The sequence below is a fragment of the Zobellia uliginosa genome, from assembly GCF_018860745.1.
GTDB lineage: Bacteria > Bacteroidota > Bacteroidia > Flavobacteriales > Flavobacteriaceae > Zobellia > Zobellia uliginosa_B.
On the sequence record NZ_JAHKPY010000012.1, the window covers coordinates 226,341 to 252,730 of the forward strand.

Sequence of the window (26,390 nt, forward strand, 5' to 3'; positions counted from 1 at the left end):
CAAATTAATGAAACATTTAAAAAACCCTTTACTAGCTTTCTCTATTGGCATTATCCTAATCTTTACCCTTGTGGTGTTTTTTGCTACGGAAACAAGTTATGAGGCTATTGAAATAGCTTCGGTTTGGGTTCGTAACTACTTTGGGTTCTTTTATCTCTATTTAGGTTTGGGTTGTGTATTATTTTTATTAGTAATAGCATTATCTCCTTTCGGAAAAATAAAATTGGGCAAGAACGAATCAAAACCCGAGCATTCGCTTTGGGCATGGACCGCTATGCTGTATAGTGCGGGTATGGGTTCTGGCATTTTATTACGTGCCGTACAAGAACCCGTATTTATGCAACAAAACCCACCATACACCTCAGGTCTAAAGCCTGAAATATTGGCTTTGGAATTTACTTTTTATCAATGGGGGTTTACTGCTTGGGCTTTTTATGGTCTTTTTGCCATGGTAGTTGGCTACGCTCTTTTTGTTAGAAAAAAGCAAGTACGGGTAAGCGCTACTATTGAAGACACCATTTACAGCCCGTTGGCGAAAAATGGAATAGACATTATGACCATTGTGACTACCGTTTTTGGACTCATTGCTGCAATTGGTTTGGGAACTGCTCAAATAAACGGAGGTCTTAGTCACATATTTGATAACGACTTTGAAGTTACTACCACATTACTTTTGGCTACCTTAATTTCGGCAATAGCCTTTTATTCTGCTTGGCAAGGGGTAAACAAAGGCATAAAAATACTTTCAAAAGTTAATATCTTAATTACTACGCTTCTATTGTTATATATATTTTTACTGAGTGATATAAGCGGAATTTTAATTGCGTTTGGTACAGCTACCGCTAATTATCTAATTGACTTTGTACCTATGAGTTTGGCTTACGGAAGTTATGATCCTGGAATGACCTTTCTAACAGACTGGACATTTTATTATTGGGCATTTTGGCTTGCATGGGCACCCTTTACAGGGATTTTTATTGCTCGAATATCAAAAGGGCGTACTTTAAGACAACTGCTCTTGGGCGTTCTAATCATTCCTTCTTTGGGTACTTTTTTTTGGTTCTCGGTTTTTGGGACTTCAGCTTTTGAACTTATTGAATCATGGGGCTCTTATAATAATGAGTTTGGAAATGTCTTTTCATCCATTTTTGTGTTTTTTGGAAACTACCCCATAGCCACACTATTGAATTTCACGACCATCTTTCTACTTATCGGTTTTTTGGTAACGTCGGTAGATTCTGCCGTATTTGTTCTGAGCATGTTTACGGACCATGGTAAAAAGGAACCGAGTAAAAAACACAGGCTCATCTGGTCCGTATTTATTTTAATGGCAACAATGTCCTTAATACTACTAGGCAATGCGAAACCGGATGTAGATGTTCTCACAGCCGTACAAAAGCTATTAATTGTTACATCTTTACCTTTTGCTCTTTTTATGGTTTATATGGCCGGAGCATTTGTATGGGAATTGATGAATAAAAAAGAAAAACTTTCTAAAAACTAAGTGTACTAGTAAAAAAAACATTTTCTAGTATCTATAAACTTCATTAAACTCCATTTTATCCTTCTTGGAAATACCGTTGAAAATTACCTTCTCGATGAAGTGATTTATATCTCCGATGAGCAAAAACGGTATTCAACAAAAAAAGAAACTTTGGCATCGGAAAAATGTCATTTGGCAACAATCGCCTTTTTTGAATTAATAGTCACCGTAAATTAGCTTCAGAAATCAAAACCCCCAGCGTTATGAACAAGAAATTAAAAAGCCTACTATACCTTGCCAGTTTTATTGCAGCAGTAGTTATATATAACAACTCTAATAATAACCACGAAACAGAGCATGCGGTGGCAGACGTAACTATAGAGCAAGTTTCAACCCAAAATGGTTTTAACTAAAAAATATTATGAAAACTATTTAGGTTTCCCAAAAGCCTAAATGTTTTCACCTCGAACATTCCTACTTAAAATGCGAAAAGGACCTAGAAATATCTAGGTCCTTTTCTAATTTTTATTACAAGTTCTAAAATAGCTCTTGTTTTACAGCATCAAAATACTGCGCACTTACAGGTATTTCTTTATCAGCTATATAAATATCCCGACCTTTAAGGGCTGTCACTTTTTCTCGATTAACAATATATGATCTATGAACACGCATAAACTTGTTCTTAGGCAGTAGCTCCAACAACTTTTTTAAAGATTGCAGGCTCATGAGCTTTTTATTGCCTAAGTAAAAATTAACATATTCACTATCACTTTCTATATATAGAATATCATCATATTTTATCTTGTGGAGGTCATAGCCGGATTTTACGGTAATACTATCATTAATAGCGGTTGCCTTTATAGAACTACTCTCTTCCAAATTAGGTTTTGCTTTGTTCACCGCTGCCAGAAACCGCTCAAAACTAATAGGTTTTAAAAGATAATCTAGAGCATTGAGTTCAAACCCTTCCAAAGCATACTCAGAATATGCCGTAGTGAATATGACTTGTGTATCATTAGGAACCAATTTTGCAAAATCTGTTCCTTTAATTTCGGGCATTTGAATATCTAAAAAGAGAACATCTATTTTTTCTCTTTTCATTACCTGTAAAGCCTCCAAAGGATTGGCAACTTCAGCAATAAGCATTAAGAAATCCAACCTTTTTATATAGCTTTTTATTAAGCCACGTGCCAATTCCTCATCATCTACCACAATACATTTAAGAGGTTCCATTTAAATTAATGCTTAGGTTTACAGTATAACATTTTGGGGTCTGATCAATTTTTAATTCATGATTTTTAGGGTACAAAATCTCCAAGCGTTTCTTGACATTTTCTAATCCAATGCCGCCAACTGCATCTTTTTGCACGGGCATTTCAGACACACTATTAGCCACATAAAAATCTATTTTTTTGTTATCCGAATACACTTTAATATCTAGATAGCCATCCGCAACATGGTCCATACTCCCATGTTTTAAAGCATTTTCCACAAATGGAATAAATATCATTGGCGCAATCATAGCGCTAGTATCCGATACTTGAAAATCAGTTTTTATCGGAAATGGACTACTACTCTTTAATCTGAACAAATCCAAGTAATTACTAATGTACGAAATCTCTTTTTTAAGAGGCACCGTTGGCTGTTCACATTCGTAAAGCACATACCTAAGCATTTCTGAAAGAGTACCAATACTTTGCTGTGTTTTGTTGGAATCAATAACTGAAAGTGCATAAATATTATTTAGGGAATTAAATAAAAAATGTGGATTTATCTGAGATTTCAAGAACTTTAATTCCATCTGAAGATTTTCATTCTTATTCCTAATAGTCTCCTCTTCCTTTTTCTGTGCGAATAAAAATGTTTCTACAAAAGTAGCTAGCACATAAGCGATGGATAATATTAAAAATTGAATCAATATTTCTGGCGGGGCCATAGGCGGCCCACCTCTATGCCTCCCTGCCATGGGTGGAGGCATATCTCCTTTTGGCATATTACTGAGAAAAGGATTTTCCGTAATTAAAAAAGAGCATGAAACAATCAACACGAATGAAACTATACCAAAAAGAAGATATTTTTTCTTGAACAAAAGAGTGGGTGCCGTCCAATAAATCAAAGCTGCAATGACAACAATCTGCATTACAAAAGAGGGTGCGTTTTTATTCAAAAACCTTTCGTTTTCATTAAGTAAGAGCCATGCCATAAGCCAAACGGCCAACCAGAGAAAAACATGAAAAAGAAAGCGATGTGTTTGTTTCATGATACAAATTAAAGTAATTATTTCTCATCGAGACTTAAAAATCGCCACTCTGGACCCTATAAACCAAAGGGTACACCGAATATAAATCGCCATTTACTGAAAACCTCTCATCATACACTGATTGCCTTCATTCTGTATGAAGTGGATACCCATCTTTGTAACTACAAACACGTATTATTTAAAATTTAACATTATGAAAAAAAGTTCATTTTACACCGCCGTTGCAACAGCAACACTTACCCTAATTACCGTAAAGACTAGTATAGCGCAAGATAATCGTAAACAGGAACCGCCATCTGCAAATGAATTAATAGAGCAAATGGATGCCAATGAAGATGGTAAATTATCAAAGGACGAATTAAAGGGGCCCATTAAAAATGATTTTGTAAAAATAGACACGAACGAAGACGGATATCTTTCTCTGGAAGAATTGAAAAATGCGCCAAAGCCTAAAAGAGGAAAAAAATAACAGCAATCCATAAATTCAAGATCTTAAGAAATAAAACAAATGTTCGTACTAGTCCTGTGTGGTATTTCTAATCTTTCTTTTACTAAACAGTTCTAGTGTAGATGATGACTCCAACGCAGATGAAGTCAATACAAAAACTGAAATACTAGTTGGAGGTATCTACAACGGATTAAACCGTTCTTGAGTTGCTCAGTTAACAACTAACATTATAGCTTCAAAAGCGGAATAATAAGTTATGACCGTATTCAGAAAAATAAGAAAAAAATTATTAGATTCAGGGAAATTAAAAAGCTATTTGACCTACGCTTTTGGAGAGATTTTACTCATTGCAATTGGTATATTAATTGCCTGGAAGATAAATGACCTCAACGAAATTCGTAAAAACAGGATTGTTGAGCTAAAAATTTATGAAAGCCTTTACGATGAGTTGGACACGAACTTAAAAATTTTGAATACTTCAATTGTCAAATACTCCAATACTGCTAGGAGGCTGGAGCATACTATGAATTATATAGGCCTACCTTATGATGAAATCAGTATTGGAGCTAAAGACACTATTGTCCACATTAACTACACACAAATAAATCTATTGGATGGCGCTTTGAATTCCGTGATTAATACCACCAAATTTGAACTTATAGAAAGTGACTCGCTTAAAAGTCTAATCATGAACTACCCTGCAGAAATTCAAAAACTAAAGTCTATCGATCTAAAAATAAAAGAGATTGTTTTAGACCGGTTACAGCCGTCATTAGAAAAACATTTGGCATTAAAAGACATGCTAGCCAAGGAGAACCCTAAATATGAAAGAATAAAAGCTTTTGGAGAAAAATCCAACTACTACAACTTGTTACAAAGTAAAGATTATCAAAATAGCATAGTAGACCGTTTGCTTCAGACAGAAAACTTGCTTACAAGCGCTAAAAAATTGAGGAATAGAACGCAAGTGATGTCCAAAAAGTTAGGAGAGGAACTAGGTTACAGTCTTTAAAAACAATGTTTAGACCTTCCCTCATCAGTTTAAACAAGAACACAGACTACAGACCCAACAAAGAGAAAAATTGGGTTTTATGACTCTCCCCAATGGGAATACGAATATCATCAATTACAATTCTGTTCCGCTGTATGGTTTTGATAAAATTTACGTTTACCACAAAAGATTTATGTACTCTAATAAACTGATTAGGAGGCAATTTTTCTAAAATATCCTTAAAGCTGAGCAAGGTTAAAATGGCCTTATTACAGCCCACTACATGAATTTTTAAATAATCCTTAAGTCCTTGCACATATTGTATGTCATCTAAATTAATCTTTACACTCTCATGTTCCGATTTCACAAAAATAAACTTCTGACTCTCATTTCCATCCCCTCTAGAAGGAAATACATTGGCACTAGAAATAATAGCTGGTGCATCTTTACGTGTTAAAAGTTCTTTTGCCCTTAGCACTGCTTTTATAAAACGCTGGTATGGAATTGGCTTTACCAAATAGTCTACCGCGTTAAGTTCAAAACCTTCTACTGCGTATTGAGAGTAAGCCGTTGTAAAAACAAAAAGCGGACGGTTATCAAGAGCGCTTATAAAATCCAGTCCATTTATTTGTGGCATCTCAATATCGCAAAAAATGACATCTACCTTTTGCTCATTAATTGTTGGAATGGCTTCCAATGGGTTGGTAAATTTCCCAACAACCTCAATAAAACCTATTTTTTTACAGTAGTCCACCAAAATTTCAATGGCCAACGGTTCATCATCTATTAGAATGCATTTCATAATTTATAGGTTTAGAATTAAATTAACTTCATAAGTAGCCCCGTCATCTTTTATGTCCAAATCATGAGAATTTGGATATAAAAAATTTAATCTATTCTTTACGTTTTGAAGACCCACACCACTACTTTCGGACTTTGCCTGATGCTTTCCAATTTTGTTTACAACGTACAGATGTATAGACTTCACTTTGATTAAAAGGTTTATTTTCACGTAGGTCTTTCCGGCATAATCAGTGCCATATTTAAAAGCATTCTCTATAAAGGAAATGAACAGAAGAGATGGTATTATCTTACCAGTGTCATCACCGGAAATTTTTAGATATACATTTTCACTGTTGGCCAACCTTAGACGTTGTAGTGCCACATAGCTTTTAATATATTCTATCTCTTTTCCTAATGGCACCAAGTCTTTATCTGCTTCATAAATCATGTACCGCATTAATTCCGATAGGTTTATAATAGCCTCAGAAGTATCCGGTGATTTTTTTACGGATAGCGAATAAATAGTATTAAGTGAGTTGAATAAAAAATGGGGATTTAATTGCGTTTTTAGAAATTGAAGTTCCGACTGCACCTTCTCTTTTTCAACCGTTTTACGCAGATTTTCGTTTTTCTGCAATTCATTATAAACCCGCAGCATTATAGCGGATATATAAGGTACGATTAGGGTAACGAACGGCATTAAAGAAAAACGTAACGGCATACCCGAAGCTCTTCTTTCTCCTAAAAAATTTCCAAGAGGCCCTAAGTCTTTGGGGATTTCCGGTATAAATAATACATGTGACAAATAGGTGTAAGTAATGAATATAAGTATTGAAATCCCAATGTAGGTTTTCATTTTATCATTCAACAGAAAGTTGGGAACCAGATAGTAATAATTGAAATAAAACAATCCTGCTGCCATGAATAACTTTACAATAATATGAAGCGGAATTGACCTAGACTCTATTAAAAATGGATAAACGAATATTAAGTAAATAGCACACCAGAAGAAGGCATGTACTAACCACTGCGGAAAGTATTTTCTTTTGGGTGCATTCATCTTTTTACTTTAAAGTTTTATTCTTAATTCGTTAAGTTCAGCAACAGTAACAAAAGGAGCCTTTTTCTTTGTTATTTTTTTAAGAACCTCATCTGCTACTAATCTGGCATCCTTTTCAGATTCAAAAGGCCTTTTCCCCTGTATTGCCGGTATAACTTCCTGTTTTACCAAAATCTTATCCTCATATAAAATTTCATAACCATAGCCATTAGTAACCTTTATAGTCTCTGCGCGAAGCTGTGTCTTTTTTACTTCTACCTTTTTAAGGTTGAACGTAATATATGCAACCAAGATGACCACTGCTGCCAATAAAATGTGAATTTTCCGTATTCTCATAAGCTTAATTAAAAAAAGGGCAGTACCAGAAGGACTGCCCCATTACTAACTCAAATAAATTAACTAATCTTCATCATCGTATTCATCAAAAGGAAAAAATTCATACAAATCATCTAAATAAAGACTTCCCGTTCTTCCTAATCCAACAACCGCTTTTGTTCCATTAGAGAAGGCCACTCCATCTTGCCTTGTAGTTCCCTCAAAGCTGGTTTTCACTTCCCAACTATCAATGCTAGGATCATACTGCCAAACAGAGCCTAAAGTTCCACTAGATACACCACAGGCTATGTACCCATATCCATTGAGAGTAAAACCAACCGCATTACTTCTGGTAATGGAATAATCATCTTCTTCGTCCAAATCCAATTTCTTTGTCCATGTTTCCGTAGCGGCATCAAATTCCCAAAAATCATCAATATAGATACCATTAGAGACGCCAGTTCCCAAATAGACCTTATCTCCAATAGTAAAAGTGGTTGCAGCTCTTCTTTTATCCCCGCCAAAACCAACTAGTTCTGACCAAGTGTCCGTTACTGGATCATATTTCCAAAAGTCTTTACGATCATTCTCTCCGTCATATCCTGTTCCAAAATAACCAAAGCCATTCATTCCAAAAGCTACGGCACTCCTTCTACCTGTGGTAGAAGGCAAAGAAGCAATTTCTTCCCATGAATTAGAACCTGCATTATAAGCGTAGAAATCAGAAAGTTCATCTAACCCGTCATATCCTGACCCAATGTAACCTATATCATCAATTTCAAAACCAACTGCAGCATTTCGTGCAGTGCCTATAAAATCTGCTTTCTGCGACCAAAAATCGCCATCCATATCATAAGACCAAAAAGAAGTAAGATAATCATCACCATCATATCCCACTCCGGTATACCCCATATTTCCAATTGTAAAGCTTGAAGTTCCGCTACGTGGACTACCGTCAAAAACAGATCTATCTGTCCAGTTACCCAAATAATCGTCATCATCGTCATCATTTGAACAACTCACCAGTGTACTGGCCATTGTGCTGAAGATTATTATCGTACCTACATAGTATTTCAATCCTTTCATGTGCTTTCTATTTTGTTAGCCAGTTAATTTTCATCAAAACTAAAACACGGTGTTCACCCTTGAAACCGAAATAGATGAAGCAGCGTATTTAACACATGAACACTAGAATTTAATCTACCAAAACGCTTTATGTTTTAATAGTCAAAAAACGGGTATTGGTCTTATAACTATGGAGGTTTGTCTATTCCGGTTTATAAGCGCTAGCGTGTCCAATACATTTACCCTCAAATACTATCAATATGAAAAACATCATAGTCGTTTTAATCTGCTTAACCTTCTTAACATCTTGTAGTACCGATAGCCTTAATACTTCTGATTTTGAGGCAGGAGACACCTTTACAGATAGTGATATACGTGTGGTTCAGTTGGATACAATGACTGTAGATTTCTCTACTATGAAGTTTGATAGTATAGACACATCACAATCTGTTCGCATGCTTGTTGGAAAATATAACGACCCTATTTTTGGAGCGGTCAAAGCTGCCAGTTTTTTAGAGTTGGTTCCTACCTCCTATTTCATTGACACTGATGCCGAGTATGATAGTATAACATTCTTACTTAGACCGGACAATTACCATTATAATGATACCCTGTTATTAAATACCATTCACATAAACCAACTGAGCGAAAATATGAAACCAGCGGATGGTATTAACTTTTACAACACGAGCAAGATAGACTTTGAAGAAGAAGATTTAGGGCGCACAACCTACTACCCAAGACCCATGAATACAGATTCTCTTGAAATTAAACTAACGGACGTTTTAGGACAAGAATTGTTTGACGATTTACAATTAAAGAAAATAACGAACTATGATGAGTTCAAAAACTACTTTTACGGTATTACCGTTCAACCCGATGCAGATGACAATGGTTCTATAATTGGTTTTTCATTGACCTCTAATATGCGTCTTTATTACACCATAGCCACAGAAAACGAAAGAACGCAGTATTACACGGATTTCTATGTTAATACAAGTAGTTCTCCCCTTCCTTTTTTTAATCAAATCTCTGCAGACGAACCCATTGATTATCTAAAGACTTTGATCGATCAAGAAATAAACCTCCATAGTTCCAAAACTGATAACCAAAGTTTTATACAGTCCGGTATGGGCATAGCTACTAGGCTTGAATTTCCTTATATAAAATCGGTATTTGATATTCCTGGACAGGGTACACTACTAGATGCCTCCCTTAGGATTGCCCCTGCAATAAGATCATATACCGATGCATTGGCTTTGAGAGATACTCTTTCTGTCTTTATTGTAGACCAAAACAATGAATTAACCAGCCAATTGTATTCAACAGATGGTTCTGTAGCACAAGCTATTCTAAATAAAGAAAACCAAGAGTTTAATGATATCTATTACGAATTACCCTTAAGTGGCTATTTAGAAGAGTTACTATCCGTAGACCAAGAATCCTCAGATGCCCTGATTCTTTTGCCTAGCAATTACAATTCAACAGTGGATCGTTTTGTACTAAACACAGATATAAATTCTCAAGGTACCACGCTTGAGCTCACTTATGCCATTTATGACGAAGATGAATAAAGTTTTACTCTTTTCTACTTTTGTATTATTCCTAAACTTCTGTGCCGTGAGAGCACAATCAGAAAGTTTAACTAGTTCTCCCTATTCTTTGTACGGCCTAGGCGCCATAAACCAATCTAGCATAGGGCGAACCAATGGAATGGGATTTACAGGAATAGGCCTCAAGACCTCAAATCAAATCAATAATTTAAACCCTGCAAATTTTGCTTTAATTCCCAAAGGGTCATTTTTTTATGACATAGGTATAAAGGGCGAATACAACCAGTACAGCAATAAGGCGGATAGTGAAACAAAAACTACCATCAACTTTTCTAATCTAGCCCTTGCTTTTAGGATAGCGGAAGGATTAGGTGCAGGTATTTCTCTTGTTCCTTATAGTGAGATGGGATATTCCTTGATAGGAATCAAAACCAACATAGAAGGAACAGATGAAACTTTTGAGAGCAATGTAAATGGCATTGGAGGCTTAAGTGAACTTAAATTTAATATAGGGTACAGTGTCTTACCCAACTTTAGGTTGGGGGCAAATGCATCCGTTCTATTCGGAAACATTGAAGAAAATGAGTCTTTTATACTAAACCAAAGCACTTTTTATTCTGAGGAAACCACGAACTATTCCGGTATCCGTTTTGGCCTGGGCATGCATTTTGATGTATCTGAAAATTTTACCATTGGTAGTACGGTTCAATTTCCAACCAGCTTAAAAGGAAATATCAAACGTTCCATTACAAAAAGTTTAGATGGTACAGAAATAACGGTAGAAGATGGTGCCAGCGATACTTCTGCCAATTTCAACATGCCGTTGGAAGTGGGCTTAGGATTGAGTGCTAATCTTTTTGAAACGTTAACCATAAGCGCGGATTATAAGAAGAACTATTGGGATGCTACTGGACAAACAGAAAGTCTTGGAAGTTATGCAGACCAAGACATATACGGAATTGGTCTGGAATATATCAAAGATCCTAGGGGTTATAAATATGCCGATCGCATTCGTTACCGTACCGGTTTTAATTATGACAACGGATACCTTTCCATAAATAAAAAAAAAGTAGATGGATACAACTTTACCGCTGGTATTGGCATACCAATAGGTCATAGTCAAAAATCTATGATGAATTTATCTTACAGTTACGGATCTAAAGGTCAAATTCAAAATATTTTGATAAAAGAGAACTTTCACCTATTAACATTGAATTTTAGCCTAGAAGACCTTTGGTTCCAGAAACGAAAAATAAACTAGTAAAGAATTTTCTCATTAAGAATGCGGCAGAAAAACCTCTGCCATCATGCAACGAGCACTACCGCCGCCACAAGTCTCAATAGCCTCCAAAGAGCTATGAATAATCTCACAATACTTCTCTATAGCTTCAATTTGCTCAGGAGTTAAACTGTGGTAGGCAGAAGAACTCATTACAAGATACTTTTTATCGTCGCTTCCTAAAACCTGAAGCATATTACCAGCAAAATGGTGCATTTGCTGTTCGGTAATTTTAATGATTTCCTTACCGTCTTGCTTTAGATGATCAATTACATTTTTACGCTCCTTTTTATCATCAATCGTATCAAGACATATTACCGAAAAATTCGTGGCCAAACACATCATAACGTTTGTATGGTAAATTGGCATTCTTTTGCCATCTACAGATTGGTTTGCAGTAAAAATTACCGGAGAATATTCAAAATCTTCACAGAACTCTATAAATAAATCCTCATCGGCTCTTTTAGATAGTGCACAGTATGCTTTTTTATTCACTCTATCCAAAGCCATGCTTCCTGTTGCCTCTAAAAAAATCCCTTCTTCCTCTGCAGAGGTATAGTCCACTACATTTTCAATAAGTAATCCATTTTGCTCAAGAATATCTAAAATATCCTCACGTCTTTCATTACGTCTGTTTTCTGCAAACATAGGATATAAACCTACCGTACCGTTAGCATGAAACGAAATCCAATTATTAGGAAATATAGAATCTGGAGTATCAGGCTCCTTGGTGTCTTCAATCACTATTACATTAACGCCTTTGGAGCGCAATACCTTTACAAAGGCATCAAACTCTTGTTGCGCCTTTGAATTGATAGTAGAATTCTTGACATCTATATCTTCCTGAAAATAATTATTAACCGCAGTCTGCTCATTCATTCTAAAATTGACCGGGCGAATCATTAGTATGTTATTCGTAATCTGCATAAAGATTTAATTAATTTTTCGCAAAATTAGCGCTTTTAATTCTGTATAACCTAGGATATATCAAAATATTAGACTTGCAAAAAATACACTGTTAAAGGAAAGTATTAACCTACATATGAGTCCTGTTCCCGAACCAATGGCAGCGTGCTGCAACGCAAAAGACCTTCTTGCTTAGCTATTTCCGAATATGGAATCTCCTCTACCGTAAAGCCCTGATTTCGCAACCAATTATTAAGACGTGTAAAGTTCTTTTCCGAGACCACTACTTCTGGTGAAATAGAAAACACGTTACTGAACATTTGATACATTTCGTCAGGTGAAATTTCAAATATATTTTCCTTACCGAAAAAGTCTACCAGCCATTGGTATTCTTCTTCCACCAAAAATCCATTTTTATGTAATATGGCTTTTCCTTTTCCTAAAGGTTGAAAGCAACAGTCCAAATGCAACGCATTCTGTTTAGCATCTGTATTGGATTTTCGCAAATGAAATGACTTTATTTTTTTAGTAGGAAATTGTTCTGTTATATAATCTATAGCTTCTTGGTTGGTTCTGGCAGTAATATAACTTGGATAATCATCTGCCGTATAGGTACCTATAAAAATATAGTCGCCCCATGGCATAACATCACCACCCTCCACATGTACTTCCTCTGGTGGATGTAGAATATTCTCATCTTCTATTCTATCCAAAACATGTAGAATAGCTTCTACCTCTTTTTCTCTATCCGGTAAAATATTAGCTATGATGAGCTTGTCCTCTATAACGAAAGCGATATCCCTAGAAAAAATTTGATTACAATCCGTTAAGACTTCTGGTCTGTATACTTGCACATCATACTTTTTAAATACCTCTGCAAATGCATTCATCTCAAGAATCATATCCTCTTCCTTTGGATACGTACCCGCTAAAATATGCTCTAATGATTTAGGATCATAGGTCTCTTCTGGTTTTGGTGTGGGTCCGTTACTTTTAGCAGTACCCAAAACCACAACTTTTAACTTAGAAATCTCATCGTTTACGTGAAGCTTAAGCATATACTTTTTGATGGCAAAGATAAGAGAACCAATTGGCGGGCAACAAGATTTATAAAAATAAAAAAAAGTCCTTTCTTGAGTTTCTCAAAAAAGGACTTTGATATAAAATAGTAATGTTGCTTATCTCAATTCCACATCTACAAAAGGGCGTTGAGTAGCACCAATATAAACCTGTCTTGGCCTTCCTATTGGCTCACCTCTTAAACGCATTTCTCTCCATTGTGCAATCCATCCGGGCAGACGTCCCAATGCGAACATTACAGTGAACATCTCTGTTGGTATACCCAACGCGCGATAGATAATACCAGAGTAGAAATCTACATTAGGGTATAATTTTCTGTCTACGAAGTACTGATCTTCCAAGGCTTCTTTTTCCAATCCTTTGGCAATTGCCAAAATGGGATCGTCAATACCTAAACTTTCTAATACATCATCCGCCGCTTTTTTAATGATTTTCGCTCTTGGGTCAAAGTTCTTGTAAACTCTGTGACCAAAGCCCATTAATCTAAAAGGGTCTGATTTATCTTTGGCCTTCGCCATATATTTTTTGGTATCCCCGCCATCTTTTTCAATAGCTTCAAGCATTTCTAATACAGCTTGGTTTGCTCCACCATGCAAGGGCCCCCATAAGGCAGATATACCTGCAGACAGAGATGCAAAAAGACCTGCATGTGAAGAACCTACTATTCTTACTGTAGATGTAGAACAGTTCTGCTCGTGATCTGCATGCAGAATCAACAACTTATCCAAAGCATCGATTACCAAATCATCTTTGCAATACACTTGGTTTGGCTTTTTGAACATCATTTTATGAATATTCTCTACGTAGCCCAAAGTATCATCACCATAATCTAATGGCAATCCTTTTTTCTTTCTAAGCGTCCAAGCAACAAGTACCGGGAATTTGGCCAAAATGCGAACTATGGCATGGTACATATCTTTATCCGAAGAAACATCAACTGTTGAAGGGTTAAAGGCGATAAGTGCACTAGTTAATGAAGATAAGACTCCCATTGGATGTGCGGACTTCGGAAATCCATCCAAAATCTTTTTCATTTCCTCATCAACTTGAGATTCTTCCTTAATATCGGTATGAAATTTTTCTAATTCAACCTTATTAGGTAATTCCCCAAAAATTAAAAGGTAAGCAACCTCTAGGAAGTCGGCCTTTTCCGCCAGTTCTTCAATAGAATAACCACGATACCTTAATATACCTTTTTCACCATCTAAAAACGTGATGGCACTTTCACAAGAACCTGTATTTTTATAACCTGGATCTATTGTTATAATACCGTTTGTGGAAGCCCGTAAGGTTTTGATATCTATGGCGAGCTCATCTTCTGTGCCCTTGATTACCGGAAATTCATATTTCTTACCGTTGTACTCTAAAGTAGCTTTATCTGACATTTTTGAATTTTACTTAAAATTGAAGTGGACGTAAATTTACACAAAATGAAACATCTTAACAACGATGTTTTTTTGTTTATTTAATAATTAACAATGATTTGATTGGTTGTTGCAGAAAAACCGATTTCCCTTATAGAACATATAATTTTTCATAATACTCATCTAAAGACTTCTCCCATGTAAAGCGAACTTTAGATGCATTAGCCTTGATTTCCTTCCATTTATCTTTATCATTCTCCCAAACATCAATGGCCTCACTAAAATTCTTGACCATATTTTTTATTTTTTCGTCATAGGTCTTACCGTCAAAAGCAAAACCTGTTACACCGGGAACGACAGTATCTTTTAAACCGCCAGTATGGTGCACAAAACAAGGATTCCCATTACGCATAGCCAGCATCTGACTTATACCGCAGGGTTCAAAAAGGCTTGGCATGCAATATAAATCCGACTCTAAATAAATAGAGTCTATAAGGTCTTCTGATTGCCCGTTGGTAAAGATAAAATTATCATGTTTATAGCTCATACTACGGAAAAATTCTTCATAATCAGGATCTCCCGTACCTAGCAGCATAAATATACCATCTATATCGCGCAACCTTTGAAGCATTTGTTCAAAAGCCTCCGGAGAGCGTTTAAAAAAATAAAATTTCTGTTCTGTTAATCGGGCTACGCTAGAAACTATAAACTTTGGCTTTTCCGATACATATAACATTATCTTCTCCCCTGTATGGGCTAGAAAATCGGCTTTATATTTTTTAGACTCATCCTGTAACCATCGAAAAAGAGCTTTTACAGTGTTACGATATATCTTGCCTTTATCCGCCTTTCTTATATTGTTATAATTAGAAGCATTAAGTATACCTATAAGTCTACCTTCATTATTTGCATGTTGTAAATCTTTCTCCAAACTCTCACCTCCAACAAATTCAGGTCTTGCACTTGGTAACATCACATCTTCTTTATAAGATGGAGATACGGTATGAACCGAATCTGCCAACCTAATACCAACTGCCATAAGATTAATACAATCTTGATAGCGCGGGTCTTTTAAAGCATCATGATCTAATTGCAACTCCGGAAACCAATTATGAACCGAAGCATAATTATCATAAAAAGGACGTATGCCTTGAATAGCTAAATTATGTATACTATATACGTAACGCATTTTCTTCAAATCCGTATAACTTGGATGATAGGTTTTTAAGAAAAGTAAAGCACTAGCATGCCAGTCATGCATATGTACGATATCCAAATCTCCAAATGCGCCCATTTTTATTGCCTCGGCAACCGCAGTACAAAAAATTACATATTTTATGAAATCGGTGAAAAATGGCTCTGTAGGATCGTCATGATAAATATGAGCTATTCCTCCCTCTTCAATTTCCGGATGGTGAATAACATAATGCACAATATTAGGGTATTCTTTTTTTCCAGGAACCTCATAGAGTTCAGCCCTGTAATTAGTACCTCTTAATTGAAAGTCCAGGTTGGTCCTAAATGTACCGTTATGATGAAGCCTAGAATATGATGGCACCACCACTTGCACTTTATCACCTCTTTTGGCTATGTGCCTTGGTACATCTCGCACAACATCACCCATGCCTCCTGCTTTACAGTTAGCTATCCCATCATTTTCAGCAGCTACAAAAAGAAAATTATTCATGTGAGGCATTGGTTAGAAGTTTGTTAAAAAGGTAGGTAATCTTTGTGATTACTGCAAAAAAAAAGGCCTTCTGATTCGAAAAATATCGAAAGAAAGGCCAGTTTTTCAATTTTACTAATAAGCTTTAATTCACTATTTAATCTTAAATGCTTTATCCTGAGGATAATAGGCTGTTTCGCCCAATTCTTCTTCAATACGAAGTAATTGGTTGTACTTGGCCATACGATCCGATCTTGAAGCAGAACCGGTTTTAATTTGACCTGTATTTAACGCTACGGCCAAATCAGCAATGGTATTATCTTCAGTTTCACCTGATCTATGACTCATTACAGAAGTATATCCTGCATTTTTCGCCATGTTTACAGCTGCAATTGTTTCGGTAAGTGTTCCAATCTGATTTACTTTGATCAAGATAGAATTTGCAATACCATTATCTATACCTTTTGACAAACGTTCAACGTTGGTAACAAAAAGATCATCTCCTACCAATTGAACTTTATCACCAATTTTATCGGTCAGTGATTTCCAACCATCCCAATCATTCTCATCCATACCATCTTCAATAGAAATGATAGGATATTTAGCACTTAATTCCGCCAAATACTGAGCTTGCTCTTCAGAAGTTCTTATCACTCCTTTGTCACCTTCAAATTTAGTGTAGTCATATTTGCCATCTACGTAAAATTCGGCAGAAGCGCAATCCAGGGCAATCATTATCTCATCACCTAGTTTATAACCTGCATTCTCTACAGCTTTAGCGATAGTATCAAGAGCATCTTCAGTACCACCAGCTAAGTTTGGTGCAAATCCACCTTCATCACCTACTGCTGTACTTAAGCCTCTATCATGTAATACTTTTTTTAGGTTATGGAAGATTTCAGTTCCCATTTGCATGGCATGAGAAAAACTTTTAGCCTTAACGGGCATTATCATAAATTCCTGAAAAGCAATAGGCGCATCAGAATGCGATCCACCATTAATGATATTCATCATAGGGACTGGCAATGTATTTGCGCTTACCCCACCAACATAACGGAATAAAGACATACCCAATTCGTTAGCTGCCGCTTTAGCCGCTGCCAATGAAACTCCTAAAATAGCATTTGCTCCTAGTTTTGATTTATTTGCCGTACCATCTAAGTCAATCATTACTTGATCCAGAAGATTTTGCTCAAAAACAGACATTCCCAAGATTTCCTCAGCAATTATCGTGTTTACATTTTCTACCGCTTTAAGAACACCTTTTCCCATAAAGGTCTTATCTCCATCGCGAAGTTCTACTGCTTCATGTTCTCCTGTTGATGCTCCTGAAGGAACAGCAGCACGACCCATTACTCCATTTTCGGTAATAACGTCTACTTCTACCGTAGGGTTTCCTCTTGAATCTAAAATCTGACGTGCATGTACACTTAGTATGATACTCATAAATATAATTTTAAGTTTGGAATTCTCTTAAATTTTGCTAGCTGCAAATATACAAAACCGTGAAAGTAATGCATGGTACGGCGCAACTATATTACCGTAATTATAACAATAACTTAACCTTATGCCATTGCTGTTGCATTTTTCTCAATCAAATCAAAGAATTGATCGAATAAATATTCTGCATCATGTGGTCCCGCACTTGCTTCTGGGTGATATTGAACCGAAAACACATCTTTGCCCTTCATTCGGATACCAGCAACCGTTTCATCATTTAAATGAACATGGGTGATTTCCAAATTTTCATTTGATTCAGTTTCCTCTTTATTCACAGCAAAACCATGATTTTGAGAAGTAATCTCACCTTTCCCAGTCAATAAGTTTAAAATTGGATGGTTTATTCCTCTGTGGCCGTTGTGCATCTTAAAGGTAGAAACTCCGTTAGCCAATGCTATAACTTGATGACCAAGACAAATACCAAAAACTGGTTTCCCGCTAGCAATCATTCCTTTTGCGGTCTGAATAGCATCAGATAGAGGTTCTGGATCTCCAGGTCCATTAGAAATAAAATATCCATCAGCTCCCCAAGCTTCCATTTCTTCAAATGAAGTATTGTAAGGAAAGACTTTTACGTATCCACCTCTTTTTTCAAGGTTTCTCAAAATATTCTTTTTAATTCCAATATCTAACGCTGCAATTTTCATTGGTGCCTGTTCATCTCCAAAGAAATAAGCCCCCGTCGTAGAAACACTAGAAGCCAATTCTAGACCCTCCATACTTGGTACTTTCGCCAACTTGGCTTTCAAACCCTCGATATCATCAACATCTGTAGTAATCACAGCATTCATTGCTCCGTTATCTCTAATATATCCTACCAATGCACGAGTATCAACATCGGATATTGCAAAGAGATTATTATCTTCCAAAAAATTCTCCAAACTCTTATCTGCTCTCGGCCTAGAATAATTATAGCTGAAATTTCTACATACCAGACCAGAGATTTTAATTGAATCAGACTCCGCTTCTTCTGCCACAGTACCGTAATTCCCTATATGGGCATTTGTGGTTACCATAATCTGACCGAAGTATGACGGGTCCGTAAAAATTTCTTGGTAACCGGTCATTCCGGTATTAAAGCAAACCTCTCCAAATGCCGTTCCATCTTTATCACCAACGGATTTACCATAAAATATGGTGCCATCGGCCAACAATAACAATGCTTTCTTTCGGGATTGATACTTCATACGTTTGTTCTTTTTTTTAATTTCACAAATAAACATAAAAAAAGGATAAACTATAAAGTTTATCCTTTTCCAAAATATTATTAAATATCAACATCTTATTCTTCTGAATCGTCTGCTTTTGTTTCGATATCTTTTTGAGACCCTTTTTCAGAATCCTCGGCAACCACAGGTGGAGTCTTAGCCTCTTTAGTAGCTTCTACTTCGCTTTTACCACCTCTTCTACTTCTTCTAGTAGTTTTCTTTTTGGCTTTACCAGCGTTATATAGTTCGTTAAAATCAACCAGCTCGATCATTGCCATGTCAGCATTATCTCCCAAACGATTACCAAGCTTAATTATCCTGGTATAACCTCCTGGTCTATCGGCTACCTTTTCCGCTACAGTACTGAACAACTCATTAACTGCAAACTTATCTCTTAGGTTTTTGAAAACAATACGTCTGTTATGTGTTCCCTTCTCAGCGGAAACATTATTTTCTGCTTTTGATTTTGTAATCAAAGGTTCAACAAATTGTTTTAAAGCCTTAGCTTTAGCTACAGTTGTATTAATTCTTTTGTGTTCAATCAATGAACAGGCCATATTGGCTAACATCGCCTTTCTGTGCGCTGTTTTACGTCCTAAATGATTGACTTTTTTACCGTGTCTCATTATCTTATTCTAATGTATTTCTCCAATCCCAGGGAATTTCCCTTCGTGTAAGAAATATCGATTAATCTTTATCTAATTTATATTTCGAAAGGTCCATCCCGAAGCTAAGCCCCTTATTGATAACCAATTCTTCTAATTCTGTTAATGACTTCTTACCGAAATTTCTAAATTTCATCAAGTCATTCTTATTGAAAGAAACCAAATCTCCCAAAGTATCTACTTCCGCTGCTTTCAAACAGTTCAAGGCACGTACGGAAAGATCCATATCTACCAATTTCGTTTTCAACAACTGACGCATATGCAACGACTCTTCATCGTAAGTTTCAGTTTGAGCTATTTCATCTGCCTCTAAAGTGATACGCTCATCAGAAAACAACATAAAGTGGTGAATCAAAACCTTAGCACCTTCGGTTAAAGCATCTTTAGGATGAATTGAACCATCGGTTACAATTTCGAAAACCAATTTTTCATAATCCGTTTTTTGCTCTACACGAAAGTTTTCAATACTATATTTTACATTCTTTATAGGTGTAAAGATAGAATCAATAGCTATAGTACCTAAAGCAGCATTTGATTTCTTGTTCTCATCAGCAGGAACATAGCCACGACCTTTATCGATAACTATTTCCATATTGATGTTAACTTTAGAATCCATATTACAGATAACCAAATCCGGATTCAACACTTGGTAACCAGAAATAAATTTCTGAAAATCACCAGCAGTCAATTGCTCTTTTCCACTTACGGAAATTGAAACTACTTCTGCTTCAGAATCTTCTATTTGTTTCTTAAAGCGTACTTGCTTAAGATTCAATATTATTTCTGTAACATCTTCTACTATGCCAGAAACAACCGAAAACTCATGCTCTACACCATCCATTCTCAAAGAGGTAATAGCATGTCCTTCCAATGAAGAAAGCAACACTCTTCTAAGTGCGTTCCCAACAGTCAATCCATAACCGGGCTCTAAAGGACGAAATTCGAACTTTCCTTCGAAATCCGAAGAATCGATCATTATTACTTTATCGGGTTTCTGAAAATTAAATAATGCCATATGACTTAGTGTTCTTTATTATTTAGAGTAAAGCTCAACTATTAATTGTTCTTTGATATTCTCTGGAATTTGAAGTCTTTCAGGAACAGTTACAAAAGCTCCTTCTTTCTTTTCTGAATTCCAAGTAATCCATTCGTACACTTTACTGTTAGCAGCAAGTGAATCTTGTATAGATTGTAGAGATTTAGATTTTTCACGAACTCCTACAACATCACCTGCTTTTAGTGAATAAGAAGGTATGTTTACCAATTCTCCATTTACTGTAATGTGTCTGTGTGATACCAATTGTCTTGCCCCTCTTCTTGAAGGAGAAATTCCCATGCGGAAAACTACGTTATCCAAACGTGATTCACATAATTGAAGTAATACCTCACCAGTAACACCTTCTTTTCTCTTAGCAGTAGAGAAGATATTTCTAAATTGCTTTTCCAAAATACCGTAGGTGTACTTAGCTTTCTGCTTTTCCATTAACTGTACTGAGTACTCAGACTTTTTACCTCTACGTCTTGCGTTACCATGTTGCCCTGGAGGGTAATTTTTCTTTTCAAAAGACTTATCATCTCCGAAAATTGCTTCGCCGAATTTACGTGCGATTTTACTCTTTGGTCCTGTATATCTTGCCATTTTCTTAAATTTAGAAGTGTGATTATGAATTAAGGCTTATCCTTCGATAATCGTTAACAACACTTCTGTGAAATATTAGTAATTAATTAAACTCTTCTTCTTTTTGGAGGACGACAACCATTATGCGGCATAGGTGTAACATCAATAATCTCGGTAACTTCTATACCAGAATTATGAACGGCACGAATGGCGGATTCTCTTCCATTTCCAGGTCCCTTTACATAAACCTTTACTTTTCTTAAACCAGCTTCATGAGCAGTTTTAGAACACTCTTCAGCAGCAACCTGTGCAGCATAAGGAGTATTTTTCTTAGAACCCCTAAAACCCATTTTTCCAGCAGATGACCATGAAATGACATCTCCTTTTTTATTGGTAAGGGAAATTATAATATTATTAAAAGATGCAGTTACGTGAGCCTCTCCAACCGAATCAACGATTACTTTACGCTTCTTTGCCGCTTTTGCACCTGCTTTTGTAGTTGCCTTTGCCATAATAACCTACTTATTATTTAGTTGCCTTCTTCTTGTTGGCTACCGTTTTTCTTTTTCCTTTTCTCGTCCTAGAGTTATTCTTGGTACGTTGTCCTCTAAGAGGAAGACCTGATCTATGACGGATACCACGGTAACAACCAATATCCATTAGACGCTTAATATTAAGCTGTGTCTCAGAACGCAACTCACCTTCTATTGTAAAAGAAGAAACGGCATCCCTGATACGACCAATCTCCTCATCGTTCCAATCAGACACTTTTGTATCTTCACTCACTTGGGCCTTCTCTAAAATCTCTTTAGCCCTACTTCTACCGACACCAAAAATATAGGTCAATGCAATTACGCCCCTTTTCTGTTTTGGTATGTCTATACCTGCAATTCTTGCCATAATTATCCTTGTCTTTGTTTAAATCTAGGATTCTTTTTGTTGATTACGTACAACCTGCCTTTTCTGCGTACAATCTTGCAGTCGGCACTTCTTTTCTTAACTGATGCTCTAACTTTCATCGTTCTTATTCTTCTATCGTATTACTAATATCTATATGTAATTCTGGCTTTGGATAGGTCATAAGGACTCATTTCCAATTTCACTTTATCACCAGGAAGTAATTTAATGTAATGCATACGCATCTTTCCTGAAATGTGAGCCGTTACTACATGCCCATTTTCTAACTCAACTCTAAACATTGCGTTTGACAATGCTTCAATTATAGACCCGTCTTGTTCTATTGCTGCTTGTTTAGCCATACTTATGCGACTTTTCTATTTTTCCCAGATTTCATCAACCCGTCATAATGTCTATTCAACAAATAAGCATTTACCTGTTGTACTGTATCAATAGCTACACCTACCATAATTAAAAGTGATGTACCCCCATAGAACATTGCCCAACCTGCTTGAATATCCATCAATTTTACCACAATAGCAGGTAAAACTGCTAAAAGGGCCAAAAATACGGAACCTGGCAACGTTATCAAAGACATTATTTTATCTAAAAAGTCTCCAGTCTCTTTGCCCGGTCTAATACCCGGTATAAAACCACCACTTCTTTTTAAATCATCTGCCATTTTATTGGTCGGTACAGTAATAGCTGTATAGAAATATGTGAAAATAATTATCAATAAACCGAACAACACATTGTAAGCTAGACCAAATATATCCTGAAACTGAACTTCCATCCATTGACCCGCTGCGCTGCTATTAAACGTTTTTCCAATTAAACTTGGTGCAAACATAATTGCTTGAGCAAATATAATAGGCATTACTCCCGAAGCATTAAGCTTTAATGGTATGTATTGTCTAGAACCCATTATGTTCTTTTCATATCCGCCAGAAGCCGTCCTTCTTGCATACTGCACAGGTATTTGACGTGTAGCCATCACCAATAGAATACTAGCTAAGATTACCAAGAACCAAAGTATTATTTCTATCAAGATAAACATTAAGCCACCATTATTATCGACAGTTCTAGAGATAAATTCCTGCACGAAAGATTGAGGCATAGTTGCTATAATACCTATCATAATTAATAATGAGATTCCATTACCAATACCTTTATCGGTAATTTTCTCTCCTAACCACATGGCAAATACACAACCTGTAACCAAGATAATAACTGCAGGAACCATGAAATCCAAACCTTTACCCAAAACAAAGGCACTATCTTGAACTCCAAAAGCCTCTAAACCATATAAATAAGCTGGTGCCTGTACAACACAGATACCAATAGTTAACCAACGTGTAATCTGATTCTTCGTTTTTCTACCACTCTCACCTTCTTTATCCAACTTCTGTAGATAAGGAATGGCAATACTCATAAGTTGTACAACAATAGATGCCGAAATATAAGGCATAATGCCTAACGCAAATATTGATGCATTAGCAAAAGCACCACCGGTAAAAGCATTCAATAGTCCAAAAATACCAGAATCAGTACTCGAGGCTAGTTGAGATAATTGTGTAGAATCAATACCTGGAAGAACAATTTGACAACCAAAACGGTATACCAATAACAAACCAAGGGTTAGTAAAATTCTATTCCTTAGCTCATCTATCTTCCAAATATTGGATATGGTCTCGAAAAATTTCTTCATGGTCAGTTATGCTTATAAATTTATTGCTTCTCCACCAGCAGCTTCAATGGCCGCTTTAGCACTTGCTGTAAATTTATGCGCTGAAACTTTTAGTGAAGCTTTCAATTCTCCACCACCTAATATTTTTACCAGGTCTTTACTTTTGGCCAAACCGTTTTCTACTAAAGTTTCAAAAGTAATAGCGTCTTTAACTTTTTTGTCATCAACTAACTCTTGCAACCTTTCAACGTTAATACCCTGATATTCCACTCGGTTTATGTTTGTAAAACCAAATTTAGGCACACGTCTCTGTAGTGGCATCTGACCACCTTCAAAACCAACTTTCTTAGAATAACCAGATCTAGACTTGGCACCTTTGTGTCCTCTAGCGGCAGTACCACCTTTTCCAGACCCTTGACCTCTACCTATTCTTTTGCCAGCTCTATTGGTAGAACCTTCTGCCGGCTTTAGATTACTTAAATTCATTATAATATGCTATTTAAGCCTCCTCAAAGGAAACCAAATGTTCAACTTTAGCTATCATACCGAGGATATTCGGCGTGGCATCATGCTCTACTACTTGACCGATTTTTTTTAGACCTAAAGCAGATAATGTACGCTTTTGGTTCTGTGGTCTTTTGATGCTGCTCTTTAACTGTTTTACCAGAATTTTCTTTGCCATAATATTTCTACTTAACCTTTAAAAACTTTTTCAAGAGACACACCTCTTTGGCTTGCCACGGTTCTTGCATCCCTCAACTGTAAAAGCGCATCAAAAGTGGCTTTTACAACGTTATGAGGATTAGAAGAACCTTGGGACTTAGAAAGTACATCATGCACACCCACTGCCTCTAATACCGCTCTTACGGCACCACCTGCAATAACTCCGGTACCGTGAGATGCCGGTTGAATATATACACGAGCGCCTCCAAATTTCCCTTTTTGCTCATGAGGCAATGTAGCCTTATTCAGAGGAATACGAATTAAATTCTTTTTCGCATCTTCAATAGCTTTAGCAATAGCCGTTGCTACCTCCTTAGATTTTCCTAAACCGTGACCAACTACTCCGCTTTCATCACCTACAACAACTATAGCTGAAAAACCAAAAGCTCTACCACCTTTAGTAACCTTGGTAACACGTTGTATACCTACCAACCTATCTTTAAGATCTAATCCACCGGGTTTAACGGTCTCTACGTTTTTATATTTCTGGTACATACTCTTATTTAAAAATTAAGTCCTGCTTCCCTTGCGCCGTCAGCCAAAGATTTCACTCTTCCGTGGTAAAGATTACCACCTCTATCAAAAGCAACTTTTTCAATACCTGCTTCCTTGCACTTAGCAGCAATTGACTTACCTACAAGGTTAGCAATTTCTATCTTAGTACCTTTTTCCTTTGCCAAATCTTTGTCTCTAGACGATACAAAAGCCAAAGTGACTCCTTTTTTATCATCTATAACTTGAGCATAAATTTCTTTATTACTTCTAAAAACCGACAATCTAGGTCTTTCCGCTGTTCCAGTGGAAACCTTTCTGATTCTTCTCCGTATTCTCTGCTTTCTTTCGCTTGTTGATAATCCCATGATATACTATTAAGCTGATTTACCTGCTTTTCTTCTTAATTGCTCGCCAACAAACTTAACACCTTTTCCTTTATAAGGCTCAGGCTTACGGAACCCACGTATTTTAGCGGCAATTTGACCCACTAGTTGTTTGTCGAAAGATGTCAATTTTATAATTGGATTCTTTCCTTTCTCAGATACAGTTTCAACCTTAACTTCTGGAGCTATATCTATAACTATATTGTGAGAAAACCCTAAGGCGATATCTAATTTTTGACCTTGATTACTAGCACGGTAACCTACACCTACAAGCTCTAATTCTTTAGTCCAACCTTTAGAAACACCCTCAATCATATTCTTAACCAGAGCACGATAAAGACCATGCTTCGCCTTATGCTCTTTAGAATCCGACGGTCTGGTTACCCAAACCTGGTTCTCTTCATTTTTTATCTCGACGGCAGAAAACTCTTGGGTAAGTTCACCCAACTTGCCTTTTACGACAACCTCGTTATCCTTTACCTCAACAGTAACCCCTTCAGGAATAGCTACCGGATTATTACCAATTCTTGACATTTCTTACTATTTATTCTATTAATATACGTAGCAAAGCACCTCGCCACCTACATTCTCATTTTTTGCCTGCTTGCTAGTCATTACCCCATGAGAGGTAGATACTATCGCTATTCCTAGGCCATTTAGGACTCTAGGCAGATTTTCAGCTCCGGCATACTTACGTAAACCTGGCTTACTGATTCTCTGAATTTTTTTGATAACAGGCTCTTTAGTTGCCTTGTCATATTTCAAAGCTATCTTAATAGAACCTTGAACTTTGTCCTCTTCGAACTTGTAGCTTAAAATATAGCCCTGATCGAACAATATTTTAGTCATTTCTTTCTTCACTTTGGAAGAAGGAATTTCTACGACTCTGTGACCAGCTCTGCTGGCATTTCTAACTCTCGTTAGATAATCTGCTATAGTATCTGTAACCATCTGTATATAA

The 26,390-nt window shown here is 36.3% G+C and carries 32 protein-coding genes; 6 read left to right on the forward strand and 26 right to left on the reverse strand.

The annotated features are described in order from the left end of the window. The first annotated feature begins 7 nt into the window (after window positions 1-7). Window positions 8-1,504: a BCCT family transporter gene (locus KO521_RS12315; RefSeq protein ID WP_215940213.1), complete on the forward strand. Its 1,497-nt coding sequence runs from the start codon at window positions 8-10 to the stop codon at window positions 1,502-1,504. 242 nt (window positions 1,505-1,746) lie between these two features. Beyond that, window positions 1,747-1,896 carry a hypothetical protein gene (locus tag KO521_RS12320; RefSeq protein WP_215940214.1) on the forward strand — a complete coding sequence of 50 codons (150 nt, stop codon included), beginning with the start codon at window positions 1,747-1,749 and terminating at the stop codon, window positions 1,894-1,896. 124 nt (window positions 1,897-2,020) lie between these two features. Here the strand turns inward: KO521_RS12320 and KO521_RS12325 are convergent, their stop codons facing one another. Both KO521_RS12325 and KO521_RS12330 read right to left on the reverse strand, forming a co-directional pair. Then, entirely contained in the window at window positions 2,021-2,716 is a 696-nt protein-coding gene (locus tag KO521_RS12325; protein WP_215940215.1) for a LytR/AlgR family response regulator transcription factor, read from the reverse strand. Beyond that, window positions 2,703-3,743, reverse strand: coding sequence for a sensor histidine kinase (locus KO521_RS12330; protein WP_215940216.1), 1,041 nt, complete (start codon window positions 3,741-3,743; stop codon window positions 2,703-2,705). Before KO521_RS12330 ends, KO521_RS12325 begins: the two co-directional genes overlap by 14 nt. Before the next feature lie 193 nt (window positions 3,744-3,936). On the opposite strand from KO521_RS12330, the gene KO521_RS12335 reads away from it, so the two are divergent. Together KO521_RS12335 and KO521_RS12340 are read left to right on the forward strand one after the other, a co-directional pair. Beyond that, complete coding sequence (locus KO521_RS12335; RefSeq protein ID WP_215940217.1) at window positions 3,937-4,212, forward strand: EF-hand domain-containing protein; 276 nt, start codon at window positions 3,937-3,939, stop codon at window positions 4,210-4,212. Between the two features lie 235 nt (window positions 4,213-4,447). Next, on the forward strand, window positions 4,448-5,203 hold the full coding sequence (locus tag KO521_RS12340; RefSeq protein ID WP_215940218.1) for a hypothetical protein: 756 nt from the start codon (window positions 4,448-4,450) through the stop codon (window positions 5,201-5,203). A 46-nt stretch (window positions 5,204-5,249) separates the two neighbouring features. Here KO521_RS12340 and KO521_RS12345 read toward each other — a convergent pair whose 3' ends face one another. The 4 genes from KO521_RS12345 to KO521_RS12360 all read right to left on the reverse strand — a co-directional run bounded on the left by KO521_RS12345 (window position 5,250) and on the right by KO521_RS12360 (window position 8,426). Next, on the reverse strand, window positions 5,250-5,984 hold the full coding sequence (locus KO521_RS12345) for a LytR/AlgR family response regulator transcription factor (RefSeq protein ID WP_215940219.1): 735 nt from the start codon (window positions 5,982-5,984) through the stop codon (window positions 5,250-5,252). Between the two features lie 3 nt (window positions 5,985-5,987). After that, window positions 5,988-7,025, reverse strand: a complete 1,038-nt coding sequence (locus tag KO521_RS12350) for a sensor histidine kinase (RefSeq protein WP_215940220.1) — start codon at window positions 7,023-7,025, stop codon at window positions 5,988-5,990. 9 nt (window positions 7,026-7,034) lie between these two features. Further along, window positions 7,035-7,361, reverse strand: a complete 327-nt coding sequence (locus KO521_RS12355) for a DUF4907 domain-containing protein (RefSeq protein WP_215940221.1) — start codon at window positions 7,359-7,361, stop codon at window positions 7,035-7,037. Window positions 7,362-7,424: 63 nt separating this feature from the next. Further along, entirely contained in the window at window positions 7,425-8,426 is a 1,002-nt protein-coding gene (locus tag KO521_RS12360; RefSeq protein WP_215940222.1) for a Kelch repeat-containing protein, read from the reverse strand. 239 nt (window positions 8,427-8,665) lie between these two features. Between KO521_RS12360 and KO521_RS12365 the strand changes: the two genes are divergently transcribed. Beyond that, window positions 8,666-9,979: a DUF4270 family protein gene (locus KO521_RS12365; protein ID WP_215940223.1), complete on the forward strand. Its 1,314-nt coding sequence runs from the start codon at window positions 8,666-8,668 to the stop codon at window positions 9,977-9,979. A 46-nt stretch (window positions 9,980-10,025) separates the two neighbouring features. Then, on the forward strand, window positions 10,026-11,219 hold the full coding sequence (locus KO521_RS12370) for an OmpP1/FadL family transporter (RefSeq protein WP_354668204.1): 1,194 nt from the start codon (window positions 10,026-10,028) through the stop codon (window positions 11,217-11,219). Window positions 11,220-11,234: 15 nt separating this feature from the next. On the opposite strand, the gene ctlX is transcribed toward KO521_RS12370, so the two are convergent. The 20 genes from ctlX to rpsH form a co-directional block, all read right to left on the reverse strand. Beyond that, a complete protein-coding gene (gene ctlX / locus KO521_RS12375) occupies window positions 11,235-12,164 on the reverse strand; it encodes a citrulline utilization hydrolase CtlX (protein ID WP_215940225.1) in 930 nt (309 codons plus the stop codon). A 104-nt stretch (window positions 12,165-12,268) separates the two neighbouring features. Beyond that, window positions 12,269-13,201, reverse strand: coding sequence for a dimethylarginine dimethylaminohydrolase family protein (locus tag KO521_RS12380; RefSeq protein ID WP_215940226.1), 933 nt, complete (start codon window positions 13,199-13,201; stop codon window positions 12,269-12,271). Between the two features lie 120 nt (window positions 13,202-13,321). Then, window positions 13,322-14,608 carry a citrate synthase gene (locus KO521_RS12385; protein ID WP_215940227.1) on the reverse strand — a complete coding sequence of 429 codons (1,287 nt, stop codon included), beginning with the start codon at window positions 14,606-14,608 and terminating at the stop codon, window positions 13,322-13,324. Window positions 14,609-14,738: 130 nt separating this feature from the next. Beyond that, window positions 14,739-16,274 carry a glycogen synthase gene (locus KO521_RS12390; protein WP_215940228.1) on the reverse strand — a complete coding sequence of 512 codons (1,536 nt, stop codon included), beginning with the start codon at window positions 16,272-16,274 and terminating at the stop codon, window positions 14,739-14,741. Window positions 16,275-16,406: 132 nt separating this feature from the next. Continuing rightward, window positions 16,407-17,699: a phosphopyruvate hydratase gene (eno, locus tag KO521_RS12395; RefSeq protein ID WP_215940229.1), complete on the reverse strand. Its 1,293-nt coding sequence runs from the start codon at window positions 17,697-17,699 to the stop codon at window positions 16,407-16,409. Window positions 17,700-17,818: 119 nt separating this feature from the next. Further along, window positions 17,819-18,940 (reverse strand): glutamine-hydrolyzing carbamoyl-phosphate synthase small subunit, encoded by a 1,122-nt coding sequence (gene carA / locus KO521_RS12400; RefSeq protein WP_215940230.1) that lies wholly within the window; start codon window positions 18,938-18,940, stop codon window positions 17,819-17,821. 95 nt (window positions 18,941-19,035) lie between these two features. Then, window positions 19,036-19,587, reverse strand: a complete 552-nt coding sequence (rplQ, locus tag KO521_RS12405; RefSeq protein ID WP_215940231.1) for a 50S ribosomal protein L17 — start codon at window positions 19,585-19,587, stop codon at window positions 19,036-19,038. A 61-nt stretch (window positions 19,588-19,648) separates the two neighbouring features. Then, entirely contained in the window at window positions 19,649-20,641 is a 993-nt protein-coding gene (locus KO521_RS12410) for a DNA-directed RNA polymerase subunit alpha (RefSeq protein WP_215940232.1), read from the reverse strand. A gap of 18 nt (window positions 20,642-20,659) precedes the next feature. Next, window positions 20,660-21,265, reverse strand: a complete 606-nt coding sequence (gene rpsD, locus KO521_RS12415) for a 30S ribosomal protein S4 (RefSeq protein ID WP_215940233.1) — start codon at window positions 21,263-21,265, stop codon at window positions 20,660-20,662. 86 nt (window positions 21,266-21,351) lie between these two features. Next, the gene (gene rpsK / locus KO521_RS12420) at window positions 21,352-21,756 is read right to left on the reverse strand and encodes a 30S ribosomal protein S11 (protein WP_215940234.1); all 405 of its coding nucleotides are present in this window, start codon (window positions 21,754-21,756) and stop codon (window positions 21,352-21,354) included. Between the two features lie 13 nt (window positions 21,757-21,769). Next, window positions 21,770-22,144, reverse strand: coding sequence for a 30S ribosomal protein S13 (gene rpsM / locus KO521_RS12425; protein ID WP_215940235.1), 375 nt, complete (start codon window positions 22,142-22,144; stop codon window positions 21,770-21,772). Between the two features lie 2 nt (window positions 22,145-22,146). After that, window positions 22,147-22,263, reverse strand: coding sequence for a type B 50S ribosomal protein L36 (ykgO, locus tag KO521_RS12430; RefSeq protein ID WP_013305171.1), 117 nt, complete (start codon window positions 22,261-22,263; stop codon window positions 22,147-22,149). A 24-nt stretch (window positions 22,264-22,287) separates the two neighbouring features. Then, window positions 22,288-22,503, reverse strand: a complete 216-nt coding sequence (gene infA / locus KO521_RS12435; protein WP_013751343.1) for a translation initiation factor IF-1 — start codon at window positions 22,501-22,503, stop codon at window positions 22,288-22,290. 2 nt (window positions 22,504-22,505) lie between these two features. Beyond that, window positions 22,506-23,849, reverse strand: coding sequence for a preprotein translocase subunit SecY (gene secY, locus KO521_RS12440; RefSeq protein ID WP_215940236.1), 1,344 nt, complete (start codon window positions 23,847-23,849; stop codon window positions 22,506-22,508). 12 nt (window positions 23,850-23,861) lie between these two features. After that, complete coding sequence (gene rplO, locus KO521_RS12445) at window positions 23,862-24,314, reverse strand: 50S ribosomal protein L15 (RefSeq protein WP_215940237.1); 453 nt, start codon at window positions 24,312-24,314, stop codon at window positions 23,862-23,864. A gap of 13 nt (window positions 24,315-24,327) precedes the next feature. Further along, the gene (rpmD, locus tag KO521_RS12450) at window positions 24,328-24,510 is read right to left on the reverse strand and encodes a 50S ribosomal protein L30 (RefSeq protein WP_215940238.1); all 183 of its coding nucleotides are present in this window, start codon (window positions 24,508-24,510) and stop codon (window positions 24,328-24,330) included. An 11-nt stretch (window positions 24,511-24,521) separates the two neighbouring features. After that, a complete protein-coding gene (gene rpsE / locus KO521_RS12455; protein ID WP_215940239.1) occupies window positions 24,522-25,046 on the reverse strand; it encodes a 30S ribosomal protein S5 in 525 nt (174 codons plus the stop codon). 8 nt (window positions 25,047-25,054) lie between these two features. Further along, window positions 25,055-25,411 (reverse strand): 50S ribosomal protein L18, encoded by a 357-nt coding sequence (gene rplR, locus KO521_RS12460; protein ID WP_215940240.1) that lies wholly within the window; start codon window positions 25,409-25,411, stop codon window positions 25,055-25,057. Window positions 25,412-25,420: 9 nt separating this feature from the next. Beyond that, complete coding sequence (rplF, locus tag KO521_RS12465; protein WP_215940241.1) at window positions 25,421-25,963, reverse strand: 50S ribosomal protein L6; 543 nt, start codon at window positions 25,961-25,963, stop codon at window positions 25,421-25,423. Window positions 25,964-25,981: 18 nt separating this feature from the next. Beyond that, window positions 25,982-26,380, reverse strand: a complete 399-nt coding sequence (rpsH, locus tag KO521_RS12470) for a 30S ribosomal protein S8 (protein ID WP_215940242.1) — start codon at window positions 26,378-26,380, stop codon at window positions 25,982-25,984. Between the last annotated feature and the right edge of the window lie 10 nt (window positions 26,381-26,390).